General features: G+C 60.9%; 23 protein-coding genes and 1 tRNA gene. 11 read left to right on the top strand and 13 right to left on the bottom strand.

Annotated features, from left to right (window positions below; translation table 11 throughout):
* Positions 1-154 precede the first annotated feature (154 nt).
* A complete protein-coding gene (locus tag ACZ445_RS18270; RefSeq protein ID WP_464707418.1) occupies positions 155-2,908 on the bottom strand; it encodes a response regulator in 2,754 nt (917 codons plus the stop codon).
* 205 nt (positions 2,909-3,113) lie between these two features.
* Here ACZ445_RS18270 and ACZ445_RS18265 point away from each other — a divergent pair, with 205 nt between their 5' ends.
* Together ACZ445_RS18265 and ACZ445_RS18260 are read left to right on the top strand one after the other, a co-directional pair.
* Positions 3,114-3,842: a response regulator transcription factor gene (locus tag ACZ445_RS18265; protein WP_464707417.1), complete on the top strand. Its 729-nt coding sequence runs from the start codon at positions 3,114-3,116 to the stop codon at positions 3,840-3,842.
* Positions 3,829-5,199 carry a histidine kinase sensor domain-containing protein gene (locus tag ACZ445_RS18260; protein WP_464707416.1) on the top strand — a complete coding sequence of 457 codons (1,371 nt, stop codon included), beginning with the start codon at positions 3,829-3,831 and terminating at the stop codon, positions 5,197-5,199. Before ACZ445_RS18265 ends, ACZ445_RS18260 begins: the two co-directional genes overlap by 14 nt.
* Here the strand turns inward: ACZ445_RS18260 and ACZ445_RS18255 are convergent.
* Positions 5,196-5,711, bottom strand: coding sequence for a DUF2062 domain-containing protein (locus ACZ445_RS18255; RefSeq protein ID WP_058425439.1), 516 nt, complete (start codon positions 5,709-5,711; stop codon positions 5,196-5,198). The two genes, ACZ445_RS18260 and ACZ445_RS18255, sit on opposite strands and share 4 nt — an antisense overlap.
* A gap of 135 nt (positions 5,712-5,846) precedes the next feature.
* Between ACZ445_RS18255 and ACZ445_RS18250 the strand changes: the two genes are divergently transcribed.
* The 8 genes from ACZ445_RS18250 (at position 5,847) to murB (ending at position 12,677) form a co-directional block, all read left to right on the top strand.
* A complete protein-coding gene (locus ACZ445_RS18250; protein WP_464707415.1) occupies positions 5,847-8,072 on the top strand; it encodes a DNA internalization-related competence protein ComEC/Rec2 in 2,226 nt (741 codons plus the stop codon).
* 83 nt (positions 8,073-8,155) lie between these two features.
* On the top strand, positions 8,156-8,791 hold the full coding sequence (locus ACZ445_RS18245; protein ID WP_058425437.1) for a MotA/TolQ/ExbB proton channel family protein: 636 nt from the start codon (positions 8,156-8,158) through the stop codon (positions 8,789-8,791).
* The gene (locus tag ACZ445_RS18240; protein ID WP_058425436.1) at positions 8,788-9,216 is read left to right on the top strand and encodes an ExbD/TolR family protein; all 429 of its coding nucleotides are present in this window, start codon (positions 8,788-8,790) and stop codon (positions 9,214-9,216) included. Before ACZ445_RS18245 ends, ACZ445_RS18240 begins: the two co-directional genes overlap by 4 nt.
* Positions 9,216-10,226 (top strand): tetraacyldisaccharide 4'-kinase, encoded by a 1,011-nt coding sequence (lpxK, locus tag ACZ445_RS18235; RefSeq protein ID WP_464707414.1) that lies wholly within the window; start codon positions 9,216-9,218, stop codon positions 10,224-10,226. Before ACZ445_RS18240 ends, lpxK begins: the two co-directional genes overlap by 1 nt.
* Before the next feature lie 24 nt (positions 10,227-10,250).
* The gene (locus ACZ445_RS18230; protein ID WP_003174668.1) at positions 10,251-10,436 is read left to right on the top strand and encodes a Trm112 family protein; all 186 of its coding nucleotides are present in this window, start codon (positions 10,251-10,253) and stop codon (positions 10,434-10,436) included.
* Entirely contained in the window at positions 10,433-11,197 is a 765-nt protein-coding gene (kdsB, locus tag ACZ445_RS18225; protein WP_058425434.1) for a 3-deoxy-manno-octulosonate cytidylyltransferase, read from the top strand. Before ACZ445_RS18230 ends, kdsB begins: the two co-directional genes overlap by 4 nt.
* Complete coding sequence (locus ACZ445_RS18220) at positions 11,197-11,661, top strand: low molecular weight protein-tyrosine-phosphatase (RefSeq protein ID WP_058425433.1); 465 nt, start codon at positions 11,197-11,199, stop codon at positions 11,659-11,661. Before kdsB ends, ACZ445_RS18220 begins: the two co-directional genes overlap by 1 nt.
* The gene (murB, locus tag ACZ445_RS18215) at positions 11,658-12,677 is read left to right on the top strand and encodes a UDP-N-acetylmuramate dehydrogenase (protein WP_058425432.1); all 1,020 of its coding nucleotides are present in this window, start codon (positions 11,658-11,660) and stop codon (positions 12,675-12,677) included. The genes ACZ445_RS18220 and murB overlap by 4 nt, the downstream gene beginning before the upstream one ends.
* A gap of 56 nt (positions 12,678-12,733) precedes the next feature.
* On the opposite strand, the gene ACZ445_RS18210 is transcribed toward murB, so the two are convergent.
* Positions 12,734-13,405, bottom strand: coding sequence for a Bax inhibitor-1/YccA family protein (locus tag ACZ445_RS18210; protein WP_016977342.1), 672 nt, complete (start codon positions 13,403-13,405; stop codon positions 12,734-12,736).
* A 152-nt stretch (positions 13,406-13,557) separates the two neighbouring features.
* On the opposite strand from ACZ445_RS18210, the gene ACZ445_RS18205 reads away from it, so the two are divergent.
* Positions 13,558-13,648: transfer RNA gene (locus tag ACZ445_RS18205), tRNA-Ser, on the top strand.
* A gap of 115 nt (positions 13,649-13,763) precedes the next feature.
* Here the strand turns inward: ACZ445_RS18205 and ACZ445_RS18200 are convergent.
* From ACZ445_RS18200 to ACZ445_RS18155, 10 genes are all read right to left on the bottom strand, one after another.
* Positions 13,764-14,813, bottom strand: coding sequence for a tyrosine-type recombinase/integrase (locus tag ACZ445_RS18200; RefSeq protein WP_464707413.1), 1,050 nt, complete (start codon positions 14,811-14,813; stop codon positions 13,764-13,766).
* 1 nt (position 14,814) lies between these two features.
* Positions 14,815-15,057: a DUF4224 domain-containing protein gene (locus tag ACZ445_RS18195; protein ID WP_126589630.1), complete on the bottom strand. Its 243-nt coding sequence runs from the start codon at positions 15,055-15,057 to the stop codon at positions 14,815-14,817.
* Positions 15,058-15,308: 251 nt separating this feature from the next.
* The gene (locus tag ACZ445_RS18190; protein WP_464707412.1) at positions 15,309-15,851 is read right to left on the bottom strand and encodes a phosphohydrolase; all 543 of its coding nucleotides are present in this window, start codon (positions 15,849-15,851) and stop codon (positions 15,309-15,311) included.
* Positions 15,848-16,069, bottom strand: a complete 222-nt coding sequence (locus tag ACZ445_RS18185; protein WP_065927343.1) for a hypothetical protein — start codon at positions 16,067-16,069, stop codon at positions 15,848-15,850. The genes ACZ445_RS18190 and ACZ445_RS18185 overlap by 4 nt, the downstream gene beginning before the upstream one ends.
* Entirely contained in the window at positions 16,066-16,464 is a 399-nt protein-coding gene (locus ACZ445_RS18180; RefSeq protein WP_074844090.1) for a hypothetical protein, read from the bottom strand. The genes ACZ445_RS18185 and ACZ445_RS18180 overlap by 4 nt, the downstream gene beginning before the upstream one ends.
* Before the next feature lie 89 nt (positions 16,465-16,553).
* Complete coding sequence (locus ACZ445_RS18175) at positions 16,554-16,874, bottom strand: pyocin activator PrtN family protein (protein WP_122719250.1); 321 nt, start codon at positions 16,872-16,874, stop codon at positions 16,554-16,556.
* Positions 16,871-17,338, bottom strand: coding sequence for a hypothetical protein (locus ACZ445_RS18170; RefSeq protein WP_464707411.1), 468 nt, complete (start codon positions 17,336-17,338; stop codon positions 16,871-16,873). The genes ACZ445_RS18175 and ACZ445_RS18170 overlap by 4 nt, the downstream gene beginning before the upstream one ends.
* A gap of 162 nt (positions 17,339-17,500) precedes the next feature.
* Complete coding sequence (locus ACZ445_RS18165) at positions 17,501-17,791, bottom strand: phage antirepressor KilAC domain-containing protein (protein WP_146476217.1); 291 nt, start codon at positions 17,789-17,791, stop codon at positions 17,501-17,503.
* 9 nt (positions 17,792-17,800) lie between these two features.
* Positions 17,801-18,358, bottom strand: coding sequence for a hypothetical protein (locus ACZ445_RS18160; RefSeq protein WP_464707410.1), 558 nt, complete (start codon positions 18,356-18,358; stop codon positions 17,801-17,803).
* Between the two features lie 266 nt (positions 18,359-18,624).
* The gene (locus ACZ445_RS18155; protein WP_464707409.1) at positions 18,625-19,281 is read right to left on the bottom strand and encodes a S24 family peptidase; all 657 of its coding nucleotides are present in this window, start codon (positions 19,279-19,281) and stop codon (positions 18,625-18,627) included.
* Positions 19,282-19,308 lie beyond the last annotated feature (27 nt).

The following is a 19,308-nucleotide window of genomic DNA, read 5'->3' as shown; positions in this document are numbered from 1 at the left end:
AAGGCTCCCCGCAATTAATCTGTTGGAAACGCTGGACAACTGTGGGAGGGGGCTTGCCCCCGATTAGGGTGTGTCAGCTACAGATGCTTCGACTGATACGACGCTATCGGGGGCAAGCCCCCTCCCACAGGTGATCGGCGCCCATAAAGTCGTTTCAGGCGCTGACCCGCGCCTCACTGGCCAGTCGGGCAATCGCCATGTCCAGTTCGTCCAGCGCCTGCAGGGCCTTGGCGTCGTCCTGTTTGAGCAGGGTTTCGGCGCGGTGGCAGCATGCCCGCAGTTGCGGTACGCCGCAGTAACGCGTTGCGCCGTGCAGGCGATGCACGCGTTCGATCAGGGCGTTGTTGTCATTGGCCTCACGGGCCTGGGTGATGGCCAGGCGGTCGGCCTCCAGGGAAGCCAGCAACATCGCGAGCATGTCCGCCGCCAGGTCCGCTTTGCCGGCCGCCAGACGCAGCCCTTCCTCGTGGTCGAGCACCGGCAGTTTCACGCCAGGGCCGAGGTTATCGTTCGCGCGTTCCGGACCCTGATTGCGCAGAGCCAGGCCGGTCCATTTCAGCACCACCTGGGCCAGTTGGCGTTCGCTGATGGGCTTGGTCAGGTAGTCGTCCATGCCGCTTTGCAGCAAGGCGCGTTTTTCGTTGGCCATGGCGTGGGCGGTGAGGGCGACTACCGGCAATGGCGTGCCGCTGCGTTCGCTTTCCCACTGGCGGATCGCCTCGGTGCTTTGGCGACCGTCCATGCCGGGCATTTGCACGTCCATCAGCACCAGGTCGAAGGTGTCTTGCTTCACTGCGTCGATGGCTGCATAACCGCTTTCCACGGCATGCACCCGGGCGCCCATGTCTTCCAGCAGGGTCTGGACCAGCAACAGGTTCGCCGGATTGTCATCCACGCACAGGACGCGTGGCGCCCGGCTGGACAACGGTTCGCCGGGTTCGCTGCGTGTCGGGCGCGGGCTGATCAGGTCGGACAAGGCACGCCGCAATTTGCGCGTGCACGCCGGCTTGGCCTGCAATTGACTGTTGGGGTTGGGCACCGATTGGTTGAACAGCATCTGTTCGGTGGTGGGGCACAGCACCAGCACTTTGCAGCCCAGGTGTTCGAGGTCCCACAGGTGTTGGTTGAGGCGCTCGGGCGGGATGTCGTTGGCCGTGACGCCGAGCACCGCAAGGTCAATGGCCTGCTCGGTCTGGTGGGCACTGGTAATGCCGTTGGTCAGGCTTTCCAGGCTGGTGAACGGCGTGACTTCCAGGCCGCAGTCTTCCAGTTGGTGTTGCAGCGCCTGGCGTGCCAGTTCGTGGTTTTCCAGCAAGGCGACACGATGGCCCAGCAGAGGCGCGGACGGCAGGTCCTCCACGTCGTCGCGGGTCTTGGGCAGGTTCAGGCTGATCCAGAACTCAGAGCCTTCGCCGGGTGTGCTGTCGACGCCGATTTCGCCGCCCATCTGTTCGATCAGGCGCTTGGAGATCACCAGGCCCAAGCCCGTACCGCCGGGTTGGCGCGACAGTGAATTGTCGGCCTGGCTGAAGGCCTGGAACAGGGCGCGTACGTCCTGGCTGGACAGGCCGATACCGGTGTCCTGCACGCTGATGCGCAATTGTACGCTGTCTTCCTGCTCGTCCTCGATCATCGCCCGGGCCACGATGGTGCCTTCGCGGGTGAACTTGATCGCGTTGCTGATCAGGTTGGTGAGAATCTGCTTGAGGCGCAGCGGGTCGCCGACCAATGCCAGCGGTGTGTCGCGGTAGACCAGGCTGACCAGTTCGAGCTGCTTGGCATGGGCGGCGGGGGCGAGGATGGTCAGGGTGTCTTGCAGCAAGTCCCGCAGGTTGAACGGGATGCTGTCGAGGACCAGTTTGCCGGCTTCGATTTTCGAGAAGTCGAGAATCTCGTTGATGATGCCCAGCAGGTTGTCGGCGGATTTTTCGATGGTGCCCAGGTAGTCGAGTTGACGCGGGGTCAGCTCGCTCTTTTGCAATAAATGGGTAAAGCCGAGGATGCCGTTGAGCGGCGTGCGGATCTCATGGCTCATGTTGGCCAGGAACTCCGACTTGATGCGACTGGCCTCCAGCGCCTCCTTGCGCGCCAGGTCCAGCTCGATGTTCTGGATCTCGATGGTTTCCAGATTCTGGCGTACGTCTTCGGTGGCCTGGTCGATGCTGTGTTGCAGTTCTTCCTGGGCGTTCTGCAGGGTCTCGGCCATGCGGTTGATGCCAGAGGCGAGCTGGTCCAGTTCCTGGCTGCCCAGGGGCGGCAGGCGGGTTTCCAGGTTGCCGTCCTTGAGCTGGGCCACGGCTTGCTTGATCTGGCCGATCGGCGCGTTGATGGTGCGGCTAATGCGCAGGGCCAGTGCCGCGGTGCAGATCAGGCCGATGGCGATCAGCAGCAGGCTGGCGAACAGGCTGCGGTAGCCACGCAGCAACATGCCATTGTGGGACAGTTCCACCTCGACCCAGCCCAGCAGGCGGTCGGCTTCATCCGGGATCAGGTCGCCGGCGAGGTTGCGATGGCGGCCAAACACCGGCAGCAGGTAGCGCGTGGCGTCATTGCCGGTGCGTTGCAACAGGTGTGAGCTGTTGCCGATGGGGGCCTGGTTGAGCATGGTCGGGCCGGCGTGGGCGAGGGTCGCACGGTCCGGGCTGAGGAACGACACAGTGCGCACGTCCGGCTGCTCCAGGGACTGGGTGGCGATGCGCTCCAGCAGGTCGGTGTTGCGTGCACTCAAGGCGGGCGCCACCAGTGGCGCCAACTGCTCGGCGATCATTTCGCCACGTTGCAGCAACTGGGTCTGCAGTTCCGACAACTGCATCCAGGTGAAATAGCCGCCCAGCAACGAAGCCATCAGGCTGGTCGGTAATAAGGTCAGCAACAGTACGCGGCCTTTTATCCCCATTCTTGTCAGCACGCCACTCTCCTGCTACCACATTGATATCGATGATTCACACGGGCATCCGGCCCGCGCCACCTGCGCAGTGTAGCCATTTGCGCAGCGTGGAATCTTGCAAATTAATGACATACGGCAATCTTCGCGCCATTCGGCGCCCGGTGGCGATTGCCTGTGGCGGGGTAATCTTGAATAATCAGCCATTGAGAATGACTTGCAGATACTAATGAATCCCGCAGCAATTGGCCTACCCAGTATCCTGACTATTGAAGATGACCCCGTGCTGGGCGCTTATGTCCATGAGCACCTGGGCCGCTGTGGTTTCCACGTGACCTGGTGCCAGAATGGCCAGCAGGGCCTGCAGATGGCGCGCGAGCAGGCCTTTGACGTGGTGCTGATGGATATCCTGTTGCCGGGGATGGACGGCCTGTCGATCCTCACTCATCTGCGCCAGAGCCATTCGATCCCGGTGATCCTGATGTCTGCACTGGGCGCCGAAGCCGATCGCATCAGTGGTTTTCGCCTGGGAGCCGATGACTACCTGCCCAAGCCGTTCAGCATGATCGAGTTGCGCGTGCGCATCGAAGCCATCCTGCGTCGAGTAGCCCTCGACCGGCGCCCGTTGCCGATTCCGGCACCGGTGCGCGACGATGCCCGCGCGCTGCGCTTTGACGATGAGCTGTGCGATGTTTTCCACCTGGACCATTGGGCCGGCCTGACCCGCAGCGAATACCGCCTGCTGGAAACCCTGCACCGCAACAGCGAAGAAGTCCTCAGCAAAGCCTTCCTGTACCAGCATGTGCTGCAACGCGGTTATGCGCCCCATGACCGCAGCCTCGACATGCATATCAGCCAGATCCGCCGCAAGCTCAAGGCCATCGGCCACACCGAGCGCGAAGTGCGCACGGTGTGGGGCAAGGGCTATGTGCTGAGCGGTCACGATGACGGTTTTTGAGCGCCCCTTGAAACGGCTGCCGGGCAGGCACTCGTTATTCTGGAAACTGGCCTGCCTGCTGATCGCCTTTTGCTTGCTGATGATCTGGCTCAGCTGGTCCTGGGGCCGTTACATGGAGCAGAAAAACGCCTACCTGTCCGATGGGGCGCGAATCACCTTGAGTGGCTACGCGGTCGGTGCCGAACAGGCGTGGAATCGCGGTGGCAATGCTGGTGTCGACGCCTGGCTGCAGGCGATGGGCAAGCGTGAAACCACCTGGATAGGTGTGATCGGCAATGACCTGCAGTCGTTGAGCAGCATCCCGCTGAGCGACAACGAAAGCCAGCGCCTGACCTTTCTGCGTGGCCTGGATTGGCCGGTGAGCCGGCATGTCAAAGGCCTGCCGTGGCTGAAGATCCCGTTCCCGGGCGCCCCCCATGCGGGTTCGCTGGTGATCGAGTTGCCGCAACGCTTCATGCCGGGGCGCTATCAACTGTTCTGGCGGGTGGTGACCAACGGGGTGATTCCCGGCCTGTTTACCCTGTTGCTGTGCATCGGCCTGTATCGGCTGCTGATCATGCCCCTCAATCAACTGCGCGAGCAGGCCAATGCCTGGCGCGCCGATCAGTTGAACACGCGTTTGTCCCACGACGCCACCAGTCGCCAGGACGAGTTGGGCGAACTGGGGCGAGCGTTCGACCATATGTCCGAGCGTTTGCAGGGCACCGTGGTGTTGCAGCAACAGTTGCTGCGAGACATGTCCCATGAGCTGCGCACCCCGCTGAGTCGACTGCGAGTGGCCTGTGACAGTGAGCAAGACCTGACGCAGCTGCGCGAGCGGCTTGGCCGTGAAATCGACGCGATGCAACGCCTGGTTGAAGACAGCCTGCAACTGGCCTGGCTCGACACCGAACGGGCGCCGCTGCCCCAGGAAACTATCCAGCTTCAAGCGCTGTGGGACATGTTGCGCGAAAACGCCTGCTATGAGAGCGACTGGCCAGCGTCGCGGCTGCCATGCCTGCTGGGGGTGGACTGCTGGGTGCGAGGCAACCTGAATGCGTTGGCCCAGGCTTTGGAAAACATCTTGCGCAACGCTATCCGCCACTCACCGTCGGGCGGTGTGGTCAGCCTGGACGGGCGTCGCGAAGGTGATTGTTGGCATGTCTGGCTGGAGGATCAGGGCGGTGGGATCGATGAAGGCGACCTGGAACGGATCTTCGCGCCTTTTACCCGCCTGGACGGTTCACGCCCTGGCGATGGCGGCTTCGGGCTGGGCCTGAGCATCGCCCGCAACGCCGTGCAGCGCCAGGACGGCAGCCTGTGGGCGGAAAATACCGGGCAAGGCCTGCGTGTGCACCTGCGCTTGCGGGCCTGCTAAGCGCGGCGCTGTTTGCGCTTTTTCCACTGGTGGGCCACCCACCAGCGCCAGTAGCCCATGGTCAGGCAATAGGCGAGGGCGCCCAGCACCAGCCCCAACACCACTGAACCCAGCAGGAACGGCTGCCACAAGGTGCTGAGTTGGCCGCTGATCCATTCCCAGGTGAGGTCGTCGGGCAAGCTGCGCGGTGGCACGTTCATCAGCCAGGCGCCGGTCATGTAGGTGCAGATAAACACCACCGGCATGGTGATCGGGTTGGTCAGCCACACCAGGCTGATGGCGATGGGCATATTGCCGCGCACGGTGATCGCCAGGACCGCCGCCAACAGCATCTGAAGCGGGATTGGGATAAACGCCGCGAACAAACCCACGGCCATTGCGCGTGCGACCGAGTGCCGGTTCAGGTGCCAGAGGTTCGGGTCATGCAGCAACGTGCCGAGAAACTGTAATGACTTATGTTCCCTGATACTCGTGGGATCGGGCATGTACCGTTTGAATAAGCGCCGGGGCATAAGGGGTCCAGGTCAGTTCGAGGGGCAAGTATGCGCGCATTCTATAAACAGAAAATTCAGACTTTGTGACAAAACATCATAGGCCGCCCTGGGCATCCGGCTAAGACTGAGTGGATCACTTGAAAAGGATGGTCCATGAAGACAGGGATGTGCGCGTTTGTGCTGGGGTTGCTGGTCTTGCGCTTTTTGCCGGCGTTGCCACCTATGGGATGGCTGATTGCAGGGCCGGTGCTGGCGTTGATGTTGTTGCCGTTTCGTACCTACCCACTGGCGTTTTTCCTGCTGGGGCTGGGTTGGGCATGCCTCAGCGCGCAGTGGGCGCTGGATGATCGTCTGATGCCTGCCCTGGACGGCCAGACGCGCTGGCTGGAGGGCCGGGTGATCGGGTTGCCGCGACAGACGGGCGAGGGTGTGCGCTTCGAACTGGCCGATAGCCGGTCGCGAAATGCCCGCTTACCCAAAAGGATCCGCGTGTCCTGGCGTGGCGGGCCGCCGGTGCGCAGCGGCGAACGTTGGCGCCTGGCGGTTACCCTCAAACGGCCGGCCGGGTTGCTGAATTTCCACGGGTTTGATCAGGAAGCCTGGCTGTTGGCCCAACGCATCGGCGCCACGGGCTCGGTCAAGGATGGCGAGCGCCTGGCGCCGGCCCGCAATGCCTGGCGCGACAGCGTGCGTCAGCGCCTTATGGCGGTGGACGCCCAAGGTCGGGAAGCCGGCCTGGTTGCCCTGGTGCTGGGGGATGGTTCAGGGCTGGCCACTGCCGATTGGCAAGTGTTGCAGGACACGGGCACCGTGCATTTGCTGGTCATTTCCGGCCAACACATTGGTTTGCTGGCGGGTTTGATCTATGGACTGATCGCCGGCTTGGCCCGCTACGGTTGCTGGCCGCGAACCTGGCCGTGGTTGCCCTGGGCGTGTGGCCTGGCGTTCAGCGCTGCGTTGGGCTACGGCTGGCTCGCAGGGTTTGGCGTGCCAGTACAGCGGGCCTGCGTGATGGTCGGGTTGGTGTTGGTGTGGCGGCTGCGCTTCCGGCATCTGGGACTGTGGTGGCCGTTGCTGCTGGCACTCAATGGGGTGTTGGTGTTGGAACCGTTGGCCAGTTTGCAGCCAGGGTTCTGGTTGTCGTTTGCGGCGGTGGCGGTGCTGATTCTGGCGTTTGGCGGTCGGTTGGGGCCGTGGAGCCTGTGGCAGGCATGGACCCGGCCGCAGTGGCTGATGGCAATTGGGCTGTTTCCGGTGTTGTGGGTGTTGGGACTGCCCATCAGCCTGAGCGCACCGCTGGCCAACCTCGTGGCTGTGCCATGGATCAGCCTGGTGGTGTTGCCGCTGGCGCTAGCGGGGACCGCATTGCTGCCATTGCCATTTATTGGCGAAGGTCTTCTGTGGCTGGCGGGCGGCGCGCTGGATGGCTTGTTCAAGGGGCTGGCGTGGCTCGCCGGACACATGCCGGCCTGGATCCCGGCGCAAGTACCGTTGGGGTATTGGCTGGTGAGCCTGCTGGGTGCCGTGCTGCTTCTGCTGCCCAACGGCGTGCCCTTTCGCGTATTAGGCTGGCCGATGCTATTGCTGGCGGTGTTCCCTCCGCGGGCGATGGTGCCCCATGGGCAAGTGGAGGTGGTGCAGTTGGACGTCGGGCAGGGGCAGTCGCTGATTCTGCGCACGCGCCATCATGCATTGCTTTACGACGCCGGACCGCGCACCGGAACCTTTGATCTGGGCGCGCGGGTGGTGCTGCCGTCGTTGCGAAAGCTCGGGGTCGGGGCGTTGGACCTGATGCTGCTCAGTCACGCCGACGCGGATCATGCCGGTGGTGCGGCGGCAATTGCCAAGGGCATACCGATCAAGCGTGTGGTGGGCGGGGAAACCGACGGGTTGCCGGCGTTTATCGGTACGCAACCCTGCGTCAGTGGCGAACGATGGACCTGGGACGGCGTCACGTTCGAACTCTGGCAGTGGCCTGGCGCCATCAGTGGTAACGCAAAGTCCTGCGTGTTGCAGGTGCAGGCCAATGGCGAGCGCCTGTTACTGACCGGCGACATCGACCGCGACGCCGAACAGGCCATGCTCGCTTCGCCCCTGGCGGTGCCCACCGAGTGGCTGCAGGCGCCACACCATGGCAGTCGCAGCTCTTCGTCCTGGGCGTTTGTCGAGCGGCTCTCTCCGCGCAATGTGCTGATCTCGCGGGGGCGCGGCAATGCGTTCGGCCACCCGCATCCGCAGGTGATGGAACGTTATCAACGCCTGGGCAGCCAGGTGTATGACAGCGCCGAGCAGGGGGCTGTGCATGTGCAGTTGGGAGCATTCGCGCCACCGGTCGTTGCGCGCAGTCAACGCAGGTTCTGGCGCGAGCGCTTACCCTAGGGGTTCAAAGCCTCGGCCGATGGGGTCTGTGGCCGACGCACCTATATGGTAAAGTGGCGCACTTTTTCGAGGGGACATTCACTGTGTGGGAATTGGTCAAATCCGGCGGCTGGATGATGTTGCCGATCATCATGAGCTCTATCGCCGCACTCGGCATCGTCGCCGAACGCCTGTGGACCCTGCGCGCCAGCCGCGTGACCCCCGAGCATCTGCTGGGGCAGGTCTGGGGCTGGATCAAGAACAAGCAACTGGACAAGGAAAAGCTCAAGGAACTGCGCGCCAACTCTCCGTTGGGTGAGATCCTTGCCGCAGGCCTGGCCAACTCCAAGCATGGTCGCGAGATCATGAAGGAGTGCATCGAAGAGGCCGCCGCCCGCGTCATCCATGAACTGGAGCGCTACATCAACGCCCTCGGCACCATCGCCGCCATGGCGCCATTGCTCGGCTTGCTCGGCACGGTGTTGGGCATGATCGACATTTTCAGTTCGTTCATGGGCTCTGGCATGACCACCAACGCGGCCGTGCTGGCCGGTGGTATCTCCAAGGCACTGATCACTACGGCGGCCGGCCTGATGGTGGGTATTCCTTCGGTGTTCTTCCACCGGTTCCTGCAACGCCGCATCGATGAACTGGTGGTGGGCATGGAGCAGGAAGCCATCAAGTTGGTGGAAGTGGTGCAGGGCGACCGCGACGTGGACCTGGTTGGGGGCAAAGCGTGAAATTTCGCCGCAAGCAACGGGAAAATGTCGATATCAACCTCGCGTCGCTGATCGACGTGGTGTTTATCCTGCTGCTGTTTTTTGTCGTCACCACCACCTTCACCCGGCAAACCGAACTGCGCGTCGACCTGCCGGAAGCCGTGAGCGGTTCGCCGGCCGAAGACCAGCAAGTCAAGCAACTGGACATCGCCATCAGCGCCGACGGGGTGTTTTCGGTGAACAACCAGTTGCTGGAGAAAAACGACCTAGCCAGCCTGATGGAGGCCTTGCAGAAAGAGTCCGGCGGCGACACACAGTTGCCGCTGTCCATCAGCGCTGATGGCAAGACCCAGCACCAGGCCGTGATCACTGCGATGGACGCGGCCGGAAAGCTCGGTTTCAGCCATTTGCGCATGAGCACCGTCGAGGCGGCGAGCCAACCCTGATGGCCATGTCCGATCGTTTGCTCAAGGCCTGGTACGAGGGCCATCCGGCACTCGCGTTGTTGCGGCCCCTGGAGTCTTTGTATCGCCGGGTGGTGCAGCGCAAGCGCGCACGTTTCCTGGCGGGTGAGGGCGAGATCTATCAATCGCCGGTGCCGGTGGTGGTGGTCGGTAATATCACCGTGGGTGGTACCGGCAAGACGCCGTTGATCCTGTGGCTGATCGAACATTGTCGACGCAGCGGCTTGCGCGTCGGCGTGGTCAGTCGCGGTTATGGCGCCAAGCCACCGCAGTTGCCGTGGCGAGTCGAAGCCAGCCACAGCGCCGAGGTGGCCGGTGATGAACCGTTATTGATCGCGCAGCGCTGCGGCGTACCACTGATGATCGACCCCGATCGCAGCCGTGCGGTCAAGGCGCTGCTGGCCAGCGACACCCTGGACCTGATCCTCTCCGACGACGGCCTGCAGCATTACCGCCTGGCCCGTGACCTTGAACTGGTGCTGATCGACGCCGCCCGTGGCCTGGGCAACCGTCGCTGTCTGCCGGCGGGGCCGTTGCGCGAACCGGTGGAGCGCCTGCAGAGTGTCGATGCGTTGCTGTACAACGGCGCCGCCGGCGACCGCGAGGACGGCTTTGCCTTTCGTTTGCAGCCCACCGCACTGGTCAACCTGCAAACCGGCGAGCGCCGGCCTGTGGATCATTTTGCGCCGGGCCAGCAGGTGCATGCGGTCGCCGGCATCGGCAACCCGCAACGTTTCTTCAACACCCTTGAAACGCTACACTGGCAGCCGATACCCCATGCATTCGCCGACCACGCGTCCTACAGTGCCGAGGTCCTGAATTTTACGCCGTCATTGCCGCTGGTCATGACCGAAAAGGACGCGGTGAAGTGCCGCGCCTTTGCCCAGCCAGACTGGTGGTACCTTGCGGTGGATGCGCTGCCGTCGCCGGCGTTCGTCGCCTGGTTCGACACGCAGTTGATGCGCCTGCTGCCTGCCCGTCTTTTGCCTTAAACCGCTTTTCTCCAGGAAACACTCATGGACACCAAACTGCTCGACATCCTCGCTTGCCCGATCTGCAAAGGCCCGCTCAAGCTCAGCGCCGACAAAACCGAGCTGATCAGCAAAGGCGCCGGCCTGGCGTACCCGATCCGTGATGGCATCCCGGTGATGCTGGAAAGCGAAGCCCGTACCCTGACCACCGATGAGCGCCTGGATAAATGACCACTGCCTTTACCGTTGTCATTCCTTCCCGCTATGCGTCGACCCGCCTGCCGGGCAAGCCGCTGCAACTGATCGGCAACAAGCCGATGATCCAACTGGTGTGGGAACAGGCCTGCAAAAGCAGCGCTGAGCGTGTGGTGGTGGCCACCGATGACCCGCGTATCATCGAAGCCTGCAAAGGTTTTGGCGCCGAGGCGGTGCTGACCCGCGAAGACCACAACTCCGGCACCGACCGCCTGGCCGAAGTCGCCACACAGCTCGGCCTGGCGCCCGACGCCATCGTGGTCAACGTGCAAGGTGACGAGCCGTTGATCCCACCCGGTGTTATCGACCAGGTGGCCGCCAACCTGGCCGCCCATGGCGAAGCGCGCATGGCGACCCTGGCCGAGCCGATCGAAGACATCGAGACCCTGTTCAACCCGAATGTGGTCAAGGTGGTCAGCGATATCAACGGACTGGCGCTGACGTTCAGCCGTTCGACCCTGCCGTGGGCACGTGACGCCTTCGCCAAGCAACCGGACGTGTTGCCGGAAGGCGTGCCGTATCGCCGTCACATCGGCATTTATGCCTACCGCGCCGGTTTCCTGCATGACTTCGTCAGTTGGGGCCCGTGCTGGCTGGAAAATACCGAATCCCTGGAGCAGCTACGGGCCTTGTGGCACGGCGTGCGCATCCATGTAGGCGATGCGCTGGAAGCGCCGCCGGCCGGTGTCGATACCCCGGAAGACCTTGAGCGCGTCCGTCGCCTGCTGGGGGCCTGATGGAGATTCTGTTCGTCTGCCTGGGCAATATCTGCCGCTCGCCCACCGCAGAAGGCGTACTGCGCCACAAACTGCGCGACGCGGGGCTGGCGGGGCAGGTCGATGTGGCGTCCGCCGGAACCGGTGAATGGCATATCGGCAACCCGCCGGACCAGCGCAGCCAGCGTGCGGCGTTGGCCCGCGGCTACGATCTGTCGGCCCAGCGTGCCCAGCAGGTTTCTCGCGCGGACTTTGCGCGCTATGACCTGATCCTGGCCATGGACCACAGCAACCTGCGCAACCTCAAGGCCATGCAGCCGGGGCAGAGCAAGGCGGAGCTGGACCTGTTCCTGCGCCGTTACGACGCCGAAGTGGACGAAGTGCCAGACCCATACTACGAAGGTGAACAAGGCTTCGAACGGGTCCTGGACCTGATCGAGCAGGCCTGTGATTTATTGGTGATCGAATTGAAGGGGCGGTTATGACCTTGCAGGTGCTTGCGCAGGTATCGCTCAAGCCGTTCAACAGTTTTGGCATTGACGTACGTGCTCAGCTGTTCGCCGAGGCCCACAGCGACAGCGATGTGCGCGAGGCCCTGGCATACGCCACCGCACACAATGTGCCGCTGCTGGTGATCGGCGGCGGTAGCAACTTGTTGCTGACCCAGGACATTCCTGCACTGGTGCTGCGCATGGCCACCCAGGGCATCCGTGTGCTGCGCGATGACAGCCTGCACGTGGTGGTCGAGGCTGAGGCCGGCGAAGCCTGGCATCCCTTTGTGCTGTGGACCCTGGAACAGGGCTTTTGCGGCCTGGAAAACCTCAGTCTCATCCCCGGCACCGTCGGCGCCGCGCCCATGCAGAACATTGGCGCCTACGGTGTGGAAATCAAGGATGTTTTCGCCGGCCTGACCGCCCTGGATCGCCACACCGGCGAACTGCGCGACTTCAGCCTGGAGGAATGCAATTTTGCCTACCGTGACAGCCTGTTCAAGCACGAGACCGGGCGCTGGCTGATCCTGCGCGTGCGCTTCGCCCTCAGCCGCGCCAGCCACCTGAAACTCGACTACGGCCCGGTGCAGCAGCGCCTGGCGGGGCAGGGGATCACCGAGGCCACGCCGAGCGACGTCAGTCGTGCCATCTGCAGCATCCGCCGCGAAAAACTGCCGGACCCGGCGGAGCTTGGCAATGCCGGCAGCTTCTTCAAGAACCCGTTGGTGTCCCAGGTGCTGGCGGCCGAGTTGCAGGCGCTGTATCCGGACCTGGTGGCTTACCCGCAACCTGACGGGCAGATGAAGCTCGCAGCCGGCTGGCTGATCGACAAGGCCGGCTGGAAGGGCTTCCGCGAAGGGGATGCTGGCGTGCACAAGCTGCAGGCGCTGGTGCTGGTCAACTATGGCGGTGCCTCGGGGCACGACATTGCCAACCTGGCCCGGCGTATCCAGCGGGACATTCTGGAGCGCTTCAAGGTCGAGCTGGAAATGGAACCCAACCAGTATTGATCTCCTGAAAACAAAAATGCCCCGCGATGCGGGGCATTTTTTATTGCAGCCAGTAATCAGTCGTCGCGGCTCATGATGCCGAAGATCTGCAACAGGCTGATGAACAGGTTGTAGATCGACACATACAGGCTGATGGTCGCCATGATGTAGTTACGCTCACCACCGTGGATGATCGCGCTGGTCTGGAACAGGATGCACACCGAGGAGAACAGCACGAAACCTGCGCTGATCGCCAGTTGCAGCCCGCTGATCTGGAAGAACATGCTCGCAACCACAGCCGCCAGCAACACGAAGAAACCTGCGGTGATGAAGCCGCCCAGGAAGCTCATGTCCTTGCGGGTGATCAGCACGTAGGCCGACAGACCACCAAACACCAGCGCCGTCATGGCAAACGCCGAGCTGACTACTTCCGCGCCGCCGGCCATGCCGAGGTAACGGTTGAGGATCGGGCCGAGGATAAAGCCCATGAAGCCGGTCAGCGCAAACGCCGACACCAGGCCCCACGCAGAGTCGCGCAGTTTGTTGGTGAGGAAGAACAGGCCATAGAAACCGATCAGCACCACAAAGATATTCGGGTAGCCGACGCGCATCTGCTGAGCCACGAACGCCATCACGCCGCTGAATGCGAGGGTAAGGGCGAGCAGGCCATAGGTGTTGCGCAACACGCGGCTGACTTCAAGCTGCTCAGCCTGCGCGTTACCATTCACTGCGTAATTCTGTTCGCGCATGGCGACACTCCTTCAGTTTTGAAACGTTCAGTCGCAAAGATCATAACAGACGCTCTGTAACAAGCTATGGCGAGAGTTTGACAGTGTGTTTCATTCGGGTATTATGGCGCCCGCTGAGGCGGGATAGGCTACTATAATCCTGTGATGCACAAGGGAAATTGGCAGAGTGGTTGAATGCACCGGTCTTGAAAACCGGCGAACGTTAATAGCGTTCCCAGGGTTCGAATCCCTGGTTTCCCGCCAAGATTCAAACGAAAGCCCCGCAATGCGGGGCTTTCGTGTTTCTGGGGTTTGGGTGGAACACGACGGTTTTTGAGAGGCGTTCCGAAACTTTCGGGTAGGCGTTCCGAAAGTTTGCCTATTTGGAGGGTTTGGCGATCGCACCAATCCGTCTGTAGACCCGCTTGGTTATCTCTTGTTTAGTGTGCCCCAGCAGCAGGCTTGCGTCGCCAATATCGACTATTTCCGATGCCGCCTTGGGCCGAATATCACGAAACTGAAACCCGCCGATCTTCGCCGCGAGCATAGGGTCGCCCTGATCCAAAGCATTCTTTTGCGCTTTCTCCCGTGCTTTGTCCCAGCGCAAGCGCAACATACCCTTCGTCATCCGTTTCCCGTACTTGTTGATCAGTAAGTATTTGGACGGGTGGCGCACGTTCCTTTCCGTTATCTCCCTAACCAATTTCCCGAGGCTGTTTTCTCCGGCTTCTGTTCGCATCAGAATTCTGAGTTTCTGCCCGGTTTTGCCCTGAGTCACCAGGAAGTAATCGCCTTCGGTATCGTCGCTACGCATGATGATCACATCGGCGGGGCGCTGGCCGGTCAAATAGGCCAGATCCATTGCTTCCTTAAGCTCTGGCCCAGCCATCCCATAAACCGCATCCCAAACCACGGCATTGGCGTAGTAGTCGCGTGGCACCTCTTTGTTCTTCCTCACCCCTTGGCACGGATTCTCCCGCTCGGTAAGCCCCCATTCGCGCGCCATGTTGAATACGTGAGATAGAAGGGCAATTTCTCGGTTTGCCCTAACCTTGGCTGTTCGTGCGTCGCGGTAACCAGCGATACTCGCTGGCGTGATTGAGTCGATGGGAGCGCTGTCGAATGTAGGGCGGAGCTGTTTAAGTTCGGCCAAGTTGTCTTTTTGAGTACGCTCTCCTTTTTTCGGAATGACGTCGCGGACGTACCGATCAAAGATCCCTTTCATCATCGTCAGATCTGCTGGCTTCTCCTTGGCCTCGAGCTCTGCCCACTTCAGTCGAGCTTTGCTCAGATCTCCGCCAAGCGGGATTTCTTTTCCCGTCGAATCTCTGTAGTAGTAACCGACCCACACTTTGCCGTTCTTGCGAGGACGTTTACGTCGCACCATTCCAGGCGGCAAGTCCCTATTTTCCGTGTTACGAGGCCGCATCTCAGTTCACTCTGGAGAAGTCTGGCGTCCAAACTGGACGCATCGGCGGCGCGCTCTGTTCGATAAGCGCTGGATTGGTCATGCCGAGCTTCATGCGAGCGTACATACGCCCAACTAAAGGGCGGCCCCCACGGCTTTCGATGAAAACCCAATTACGGTCGCTAAGCCATTTTCGTTGATGGGCACGCTGTTTATAGCCAGTAAGGTCGGCTAGTTCTTCGTCCGAAAGAATTTCAGCCTCTATGGATTTGGCGGCTGAACGGGGCGTATACCCCATGACAGGCTGCGCGGGGGGGCGTTCCTGAGCGTTTAGCATTGCATCATCGACCGCTGCCCCGCGCAGCTTTTTGAGGGGTATAAGCGCCTCGTTTGGGGCGCTGGAAGGAGCAATAATGCCTGCTGCTGCGCAGCAGAGACTGTTTGTTTCTGACGTGTCGACACCACTGGTAATACGGAGCAAAGCGGCCTCGGCTCCGGTGTTTTTCTGTTGGTTCTTCATGCCGCTTTCCTCCGGTGTTCGATGGCGAGTTGGTCCATTAGGCGCTGGTGATAGGTGAGTCGGGCTTCTGCGGCAGGCCATGGCCGGATGGTTTCAGCCATGGGTTGTATGCCGACCAAGCAATCCCAGATAGCCGCATCGGATGGCATGAGGTCGCGGCGTTCGGTGGCCAGCGCAATCAAGTCGGCTTGGTGAATGCAAGCAGGAAGTTCTACAGCGATGTCGAAGCGCTGGCACACGCGTTGCCAAACCCAGTCTTCGAAGTCTTGGTATGCATGTATCCACTGCTTAAGTGGCTTGGTCATGTCGCCTAGGTACGCGTCTGGCGCATCGTGGAGCAAGGCAGCGAGCTTGTGTTCTTCCGGTACCAGCTCGGCGACGATGCAGCTATGTTGCGCCACACTGTAGAACTCGCGGGTGTGCCCGTTGAAGCGGCAGAGGTGTGCCAGTGAGTGGGAAATATCCCGTGGATCGATCATGTCGGCGTCAGGTTCGAACAGGTCAAAACGCTTGCCGGTGTGGGTGAGGATCCAGTTCATGCTGCCTCCTTCACGAGGTCGGCCAGCAGCAGGGCGTCGTCTGTTGCTTTATGCAGATCGCGCAGCCTGTTGTAGCCGATGAGCGCTCTCAACTGACGATCGAACTCTCGGTTACGGCGAGTTATGTCGTGCAGTTCCTTGATCGCCTTTGTGTATTGCTGTTGCAGAGTTCCAGCGGCTTGAGGCGTCAGCCGCAGCATCGGGATGGCGCGGCTCATGTCACATCCTCCTGGCGGAAGGCATTCAACTCGTCGGCCATGCTCAAAGCGTGGTCGCGCAACATGAGTGCTTGAGTCGCGTGGCCTTCCGATTTGATGGCGTGGAAGAAGTCGGCGGCCAGTTTGAGTTTCCCCGCGATGGCCAGAAGGATCTGACGGTCCTGGGGTTCCCTGATCAAAATCAGTTCCAGGCGCTCACATCGCCGTGTGGCGTTTTCGAGAGCAGTTGCGGACGACGACTCGCCCTCCTCAATGCCCTGGATGTAGCCCTTAGCGTGGCCGTCGTCGTAGCCTTCGCTCCAGCCGTCCTTTAAGCCGCCTCGGTACCCGACCCAATACAGGATGGCGAGTGCAATTACGAAGCTGATCAAGGCGAGAGTTTCTAATGCCGTCATCTGGTTTGCTCCTAGTGTTGTGTTCCGCTTGACTGGTGGTGCAGCGGTTGCGGTGGTTCAGCTGTTATCGAAGTGTGTCGGTTGAAGTGTCATCGCTCGTCTGGCTGGGGTTGAGTGTTTGTCAGCTCCTCATCTGCAGCATCCGCCTGTGTATCAATGAAGATGGCCAGATGACGGATGTCGATAAAGCGGGGGCGCTTGGCGCTGGTATCCAGAGTGGTAATGGGTAGCGCTACACGGCCATTTGTCAGCGCGCGAGTAAAATTGTCCTGGTTGAGGTTGCTGAAGTAGCGTTCACGTACCTGATCGACCGGGACGAGCAGATCCCCGAGGGTCCGGTACAGCAGCTCAACGGTTTGACTTCTGGGCGCCACCGGCAGGCGCAATTCGCGCTGTATGGAGGCCGTCATGCCGCGTTCGCCTTATCTACTTGCGCCTTGAGCATGCCAAGCGTCAGCTTTCCGGGCTTACGTTGCGGCGTTGCTTTGGCTTGGGGTTGGTTACTCGCTCGAATATCGCGGTTGATGGCTGCCAATGCTGTGCGTGCTGTAGTGCCAAAGGCCACGAAACGCGGCAGTGGGGAGGTGCTGTCTAGCGGTTCGAGCACGGCACCTAGCTCTACTCCCTCAATTCCGTAGCCAAGGCGCAGCATGGCGCGGGCCCGGTAATTCGGGCCGAGATTGATGGCGAGATGCTCAAGAGCAGCCGCCAGTTGTAGATGTTCGATTTGCAGTGGTGCGGCGCTGGTGGTGAGGGAAATGCCAGCAGCTGTGGCGGCCAGTGTGAGGTTGGCCAGAATTTTTTCGGGCGTACGGCGTTCTTCGGGCAGGTTCAGCAGCTCGATCAGTAGGGTGTCAATCAGCTTGCGGTCCATGTGTGTTCCCTCGGGGGTGGTTCCAGGCGATCTCAACGTGGGTGCGTACTAGATCGCGTAGGTGCTCCGGTACTTCTGCCAGCGCGGCAATGCGTTCCTCTCGGGATCGCATCGCCGTGATCTGGCGGGCGTACTGGCGCGGCCATGCTTCAGGCTGTCTCATTACGCGACTTCTCGCGGGTCGGGCGCGGCGGGTGGGGCTGGGCGCTCAATACCGATCTGCCTGGCCAGCCAGGAAATACCAATGTCGGTCACGCGCGTGGTGCGCTTGTATTGCATGCCATGCTTCTCGTGAAACCAGCGACTCTCACGGGTGACCAAAAAGTCTTTGGTCAAGGCAGGGTTGGTTGGCAGGTTGTGTTGATCCAGCAGGCCTTTGTTGCGCATGCGTTTCATCAGTTCGCGATGACCCAAACCTAGGCGTTCCGCTACGCGTTTGAGGGATAGGCTCATGACGACACCTCAAGCGGCGGCTGCGAGGCTATTGCGGTAGCCCTGCAGGAATTGGTTGAGGTTTTCAGCCAAGATTGCGTAGGCGCGCTGTTTGTCGGCAGGCAGGGTGAGCACGCATCCGGCGTCGTCGAGTTCGAGCTTGGCGATGTAGCCGCCACGTGGGTCGCGCTGGATCTGTACAGAGGGATCCAGTTCGTCAGCGATCAGATGGTAAATGCCGCGCCCACGTCGAATTGCCAGACGTAGGGTGGCCTCTACATCTCCGACAGCCTCATGCTCATTTACATCGGGCACGCCGCTAGGGCTGAGGCCGTTGGCGATACCTTCAATAAAGCTAGCGACACGCGTGGCGTTGTTTTTGCGGTGCTTATCGAGGGTGACGGAATTGAGCGTCCCGCAGATCTGCACCAATACCGTGATGCCGGCGGTGCACTGATCGATCTCGACCTTAGCCGTTACGGTTTGGACGCGATCACGCGAGTGAAGGGTGTGATTGAAGGTGCCGCTAAGGGTTACCTGGGCCTGCAGGCGAATATACGCACCGGCATTGAGATACAGTCGGCTCATGCTGCGCGCCCTCCATCATCTGGATTGAAGGGCGCTGGCATGGGGCTGGTGGCAGCTTTGCGTTTGGTGGGTGCGAAGGTGCAGCCGTGGATTACGGCTAGGCGGCGCACCTCGAAAATACGGCTGGGTGGGCACGTTGGTAGTACGTGCAAGGTTGTGGTTTGCATGGGAATTGCCTCGCTCGGTGGTGGGAGAGTGAGGCAATTAAAGTTCTCTTAACTTTTTAAGTCAAGGTTGCTTAATCTATTTTGTTAAGAGACCTACAGCTAGAGGGCTCCAGCGTGCCATACGGCCCGTCCGATGATGAGTAGATGACCAATGCTTGTATCGGTAGCGCTCTCATCCGGATGAGCGCGTTTGTCCTCGTTGTCGCTTCGAATTATCCAACCGTTGGTGAGCGTGTGGACTAAGCGCTTGATGCTGATGTCTCCGTCTGGGCGCTGAATTGCATAGATTCTGCCGTTCAACGGCTCCCGCTGGCCTTCGTCAATCAGCAGCACATCATCATCAGCAATGGTCGGGAACATGCTCATTCCTGTGCTGTAGATGACCTTGAGGTTCTTTTCCTTCAAGCCCATTCGGGTAAGCCAGTCTCTCCTAAACATTAGGCCGCCGAGGTCTTCTATGTGGTGGTTTGTGTGACCCGGGCCTGCACCCGCCTTGGCGGTGAATTGGGGAATCAGCACATGGCCCTCCTCAAGGGCACCGGCGTCATATTTGTCCCCTATGCCTTCGGCAAGCCACTGTGCTGAGAACCCGGTAGCGCGTGCGAACAGGAAAAGATTTTCAGCCTTGAGGCTCCCGTCTCCCTGGGCTAACTGGCTAATTCTGGCAGCACTCAGGTTGGACTCTATGGCCAAGACGCTGGCTTTCTTTCCGCACTTGGAAATGGCGTATGCGATTCTTTCTGCTGGAGTATTCATTAAGCTAGCTTAAGGCTTACTTTGTTT

This window comes from Pseudomonas allii, assembly GCF_055380095.1.
This window is presented reverse-complemented; position numbering and strand designations above follow the sequence as displayed.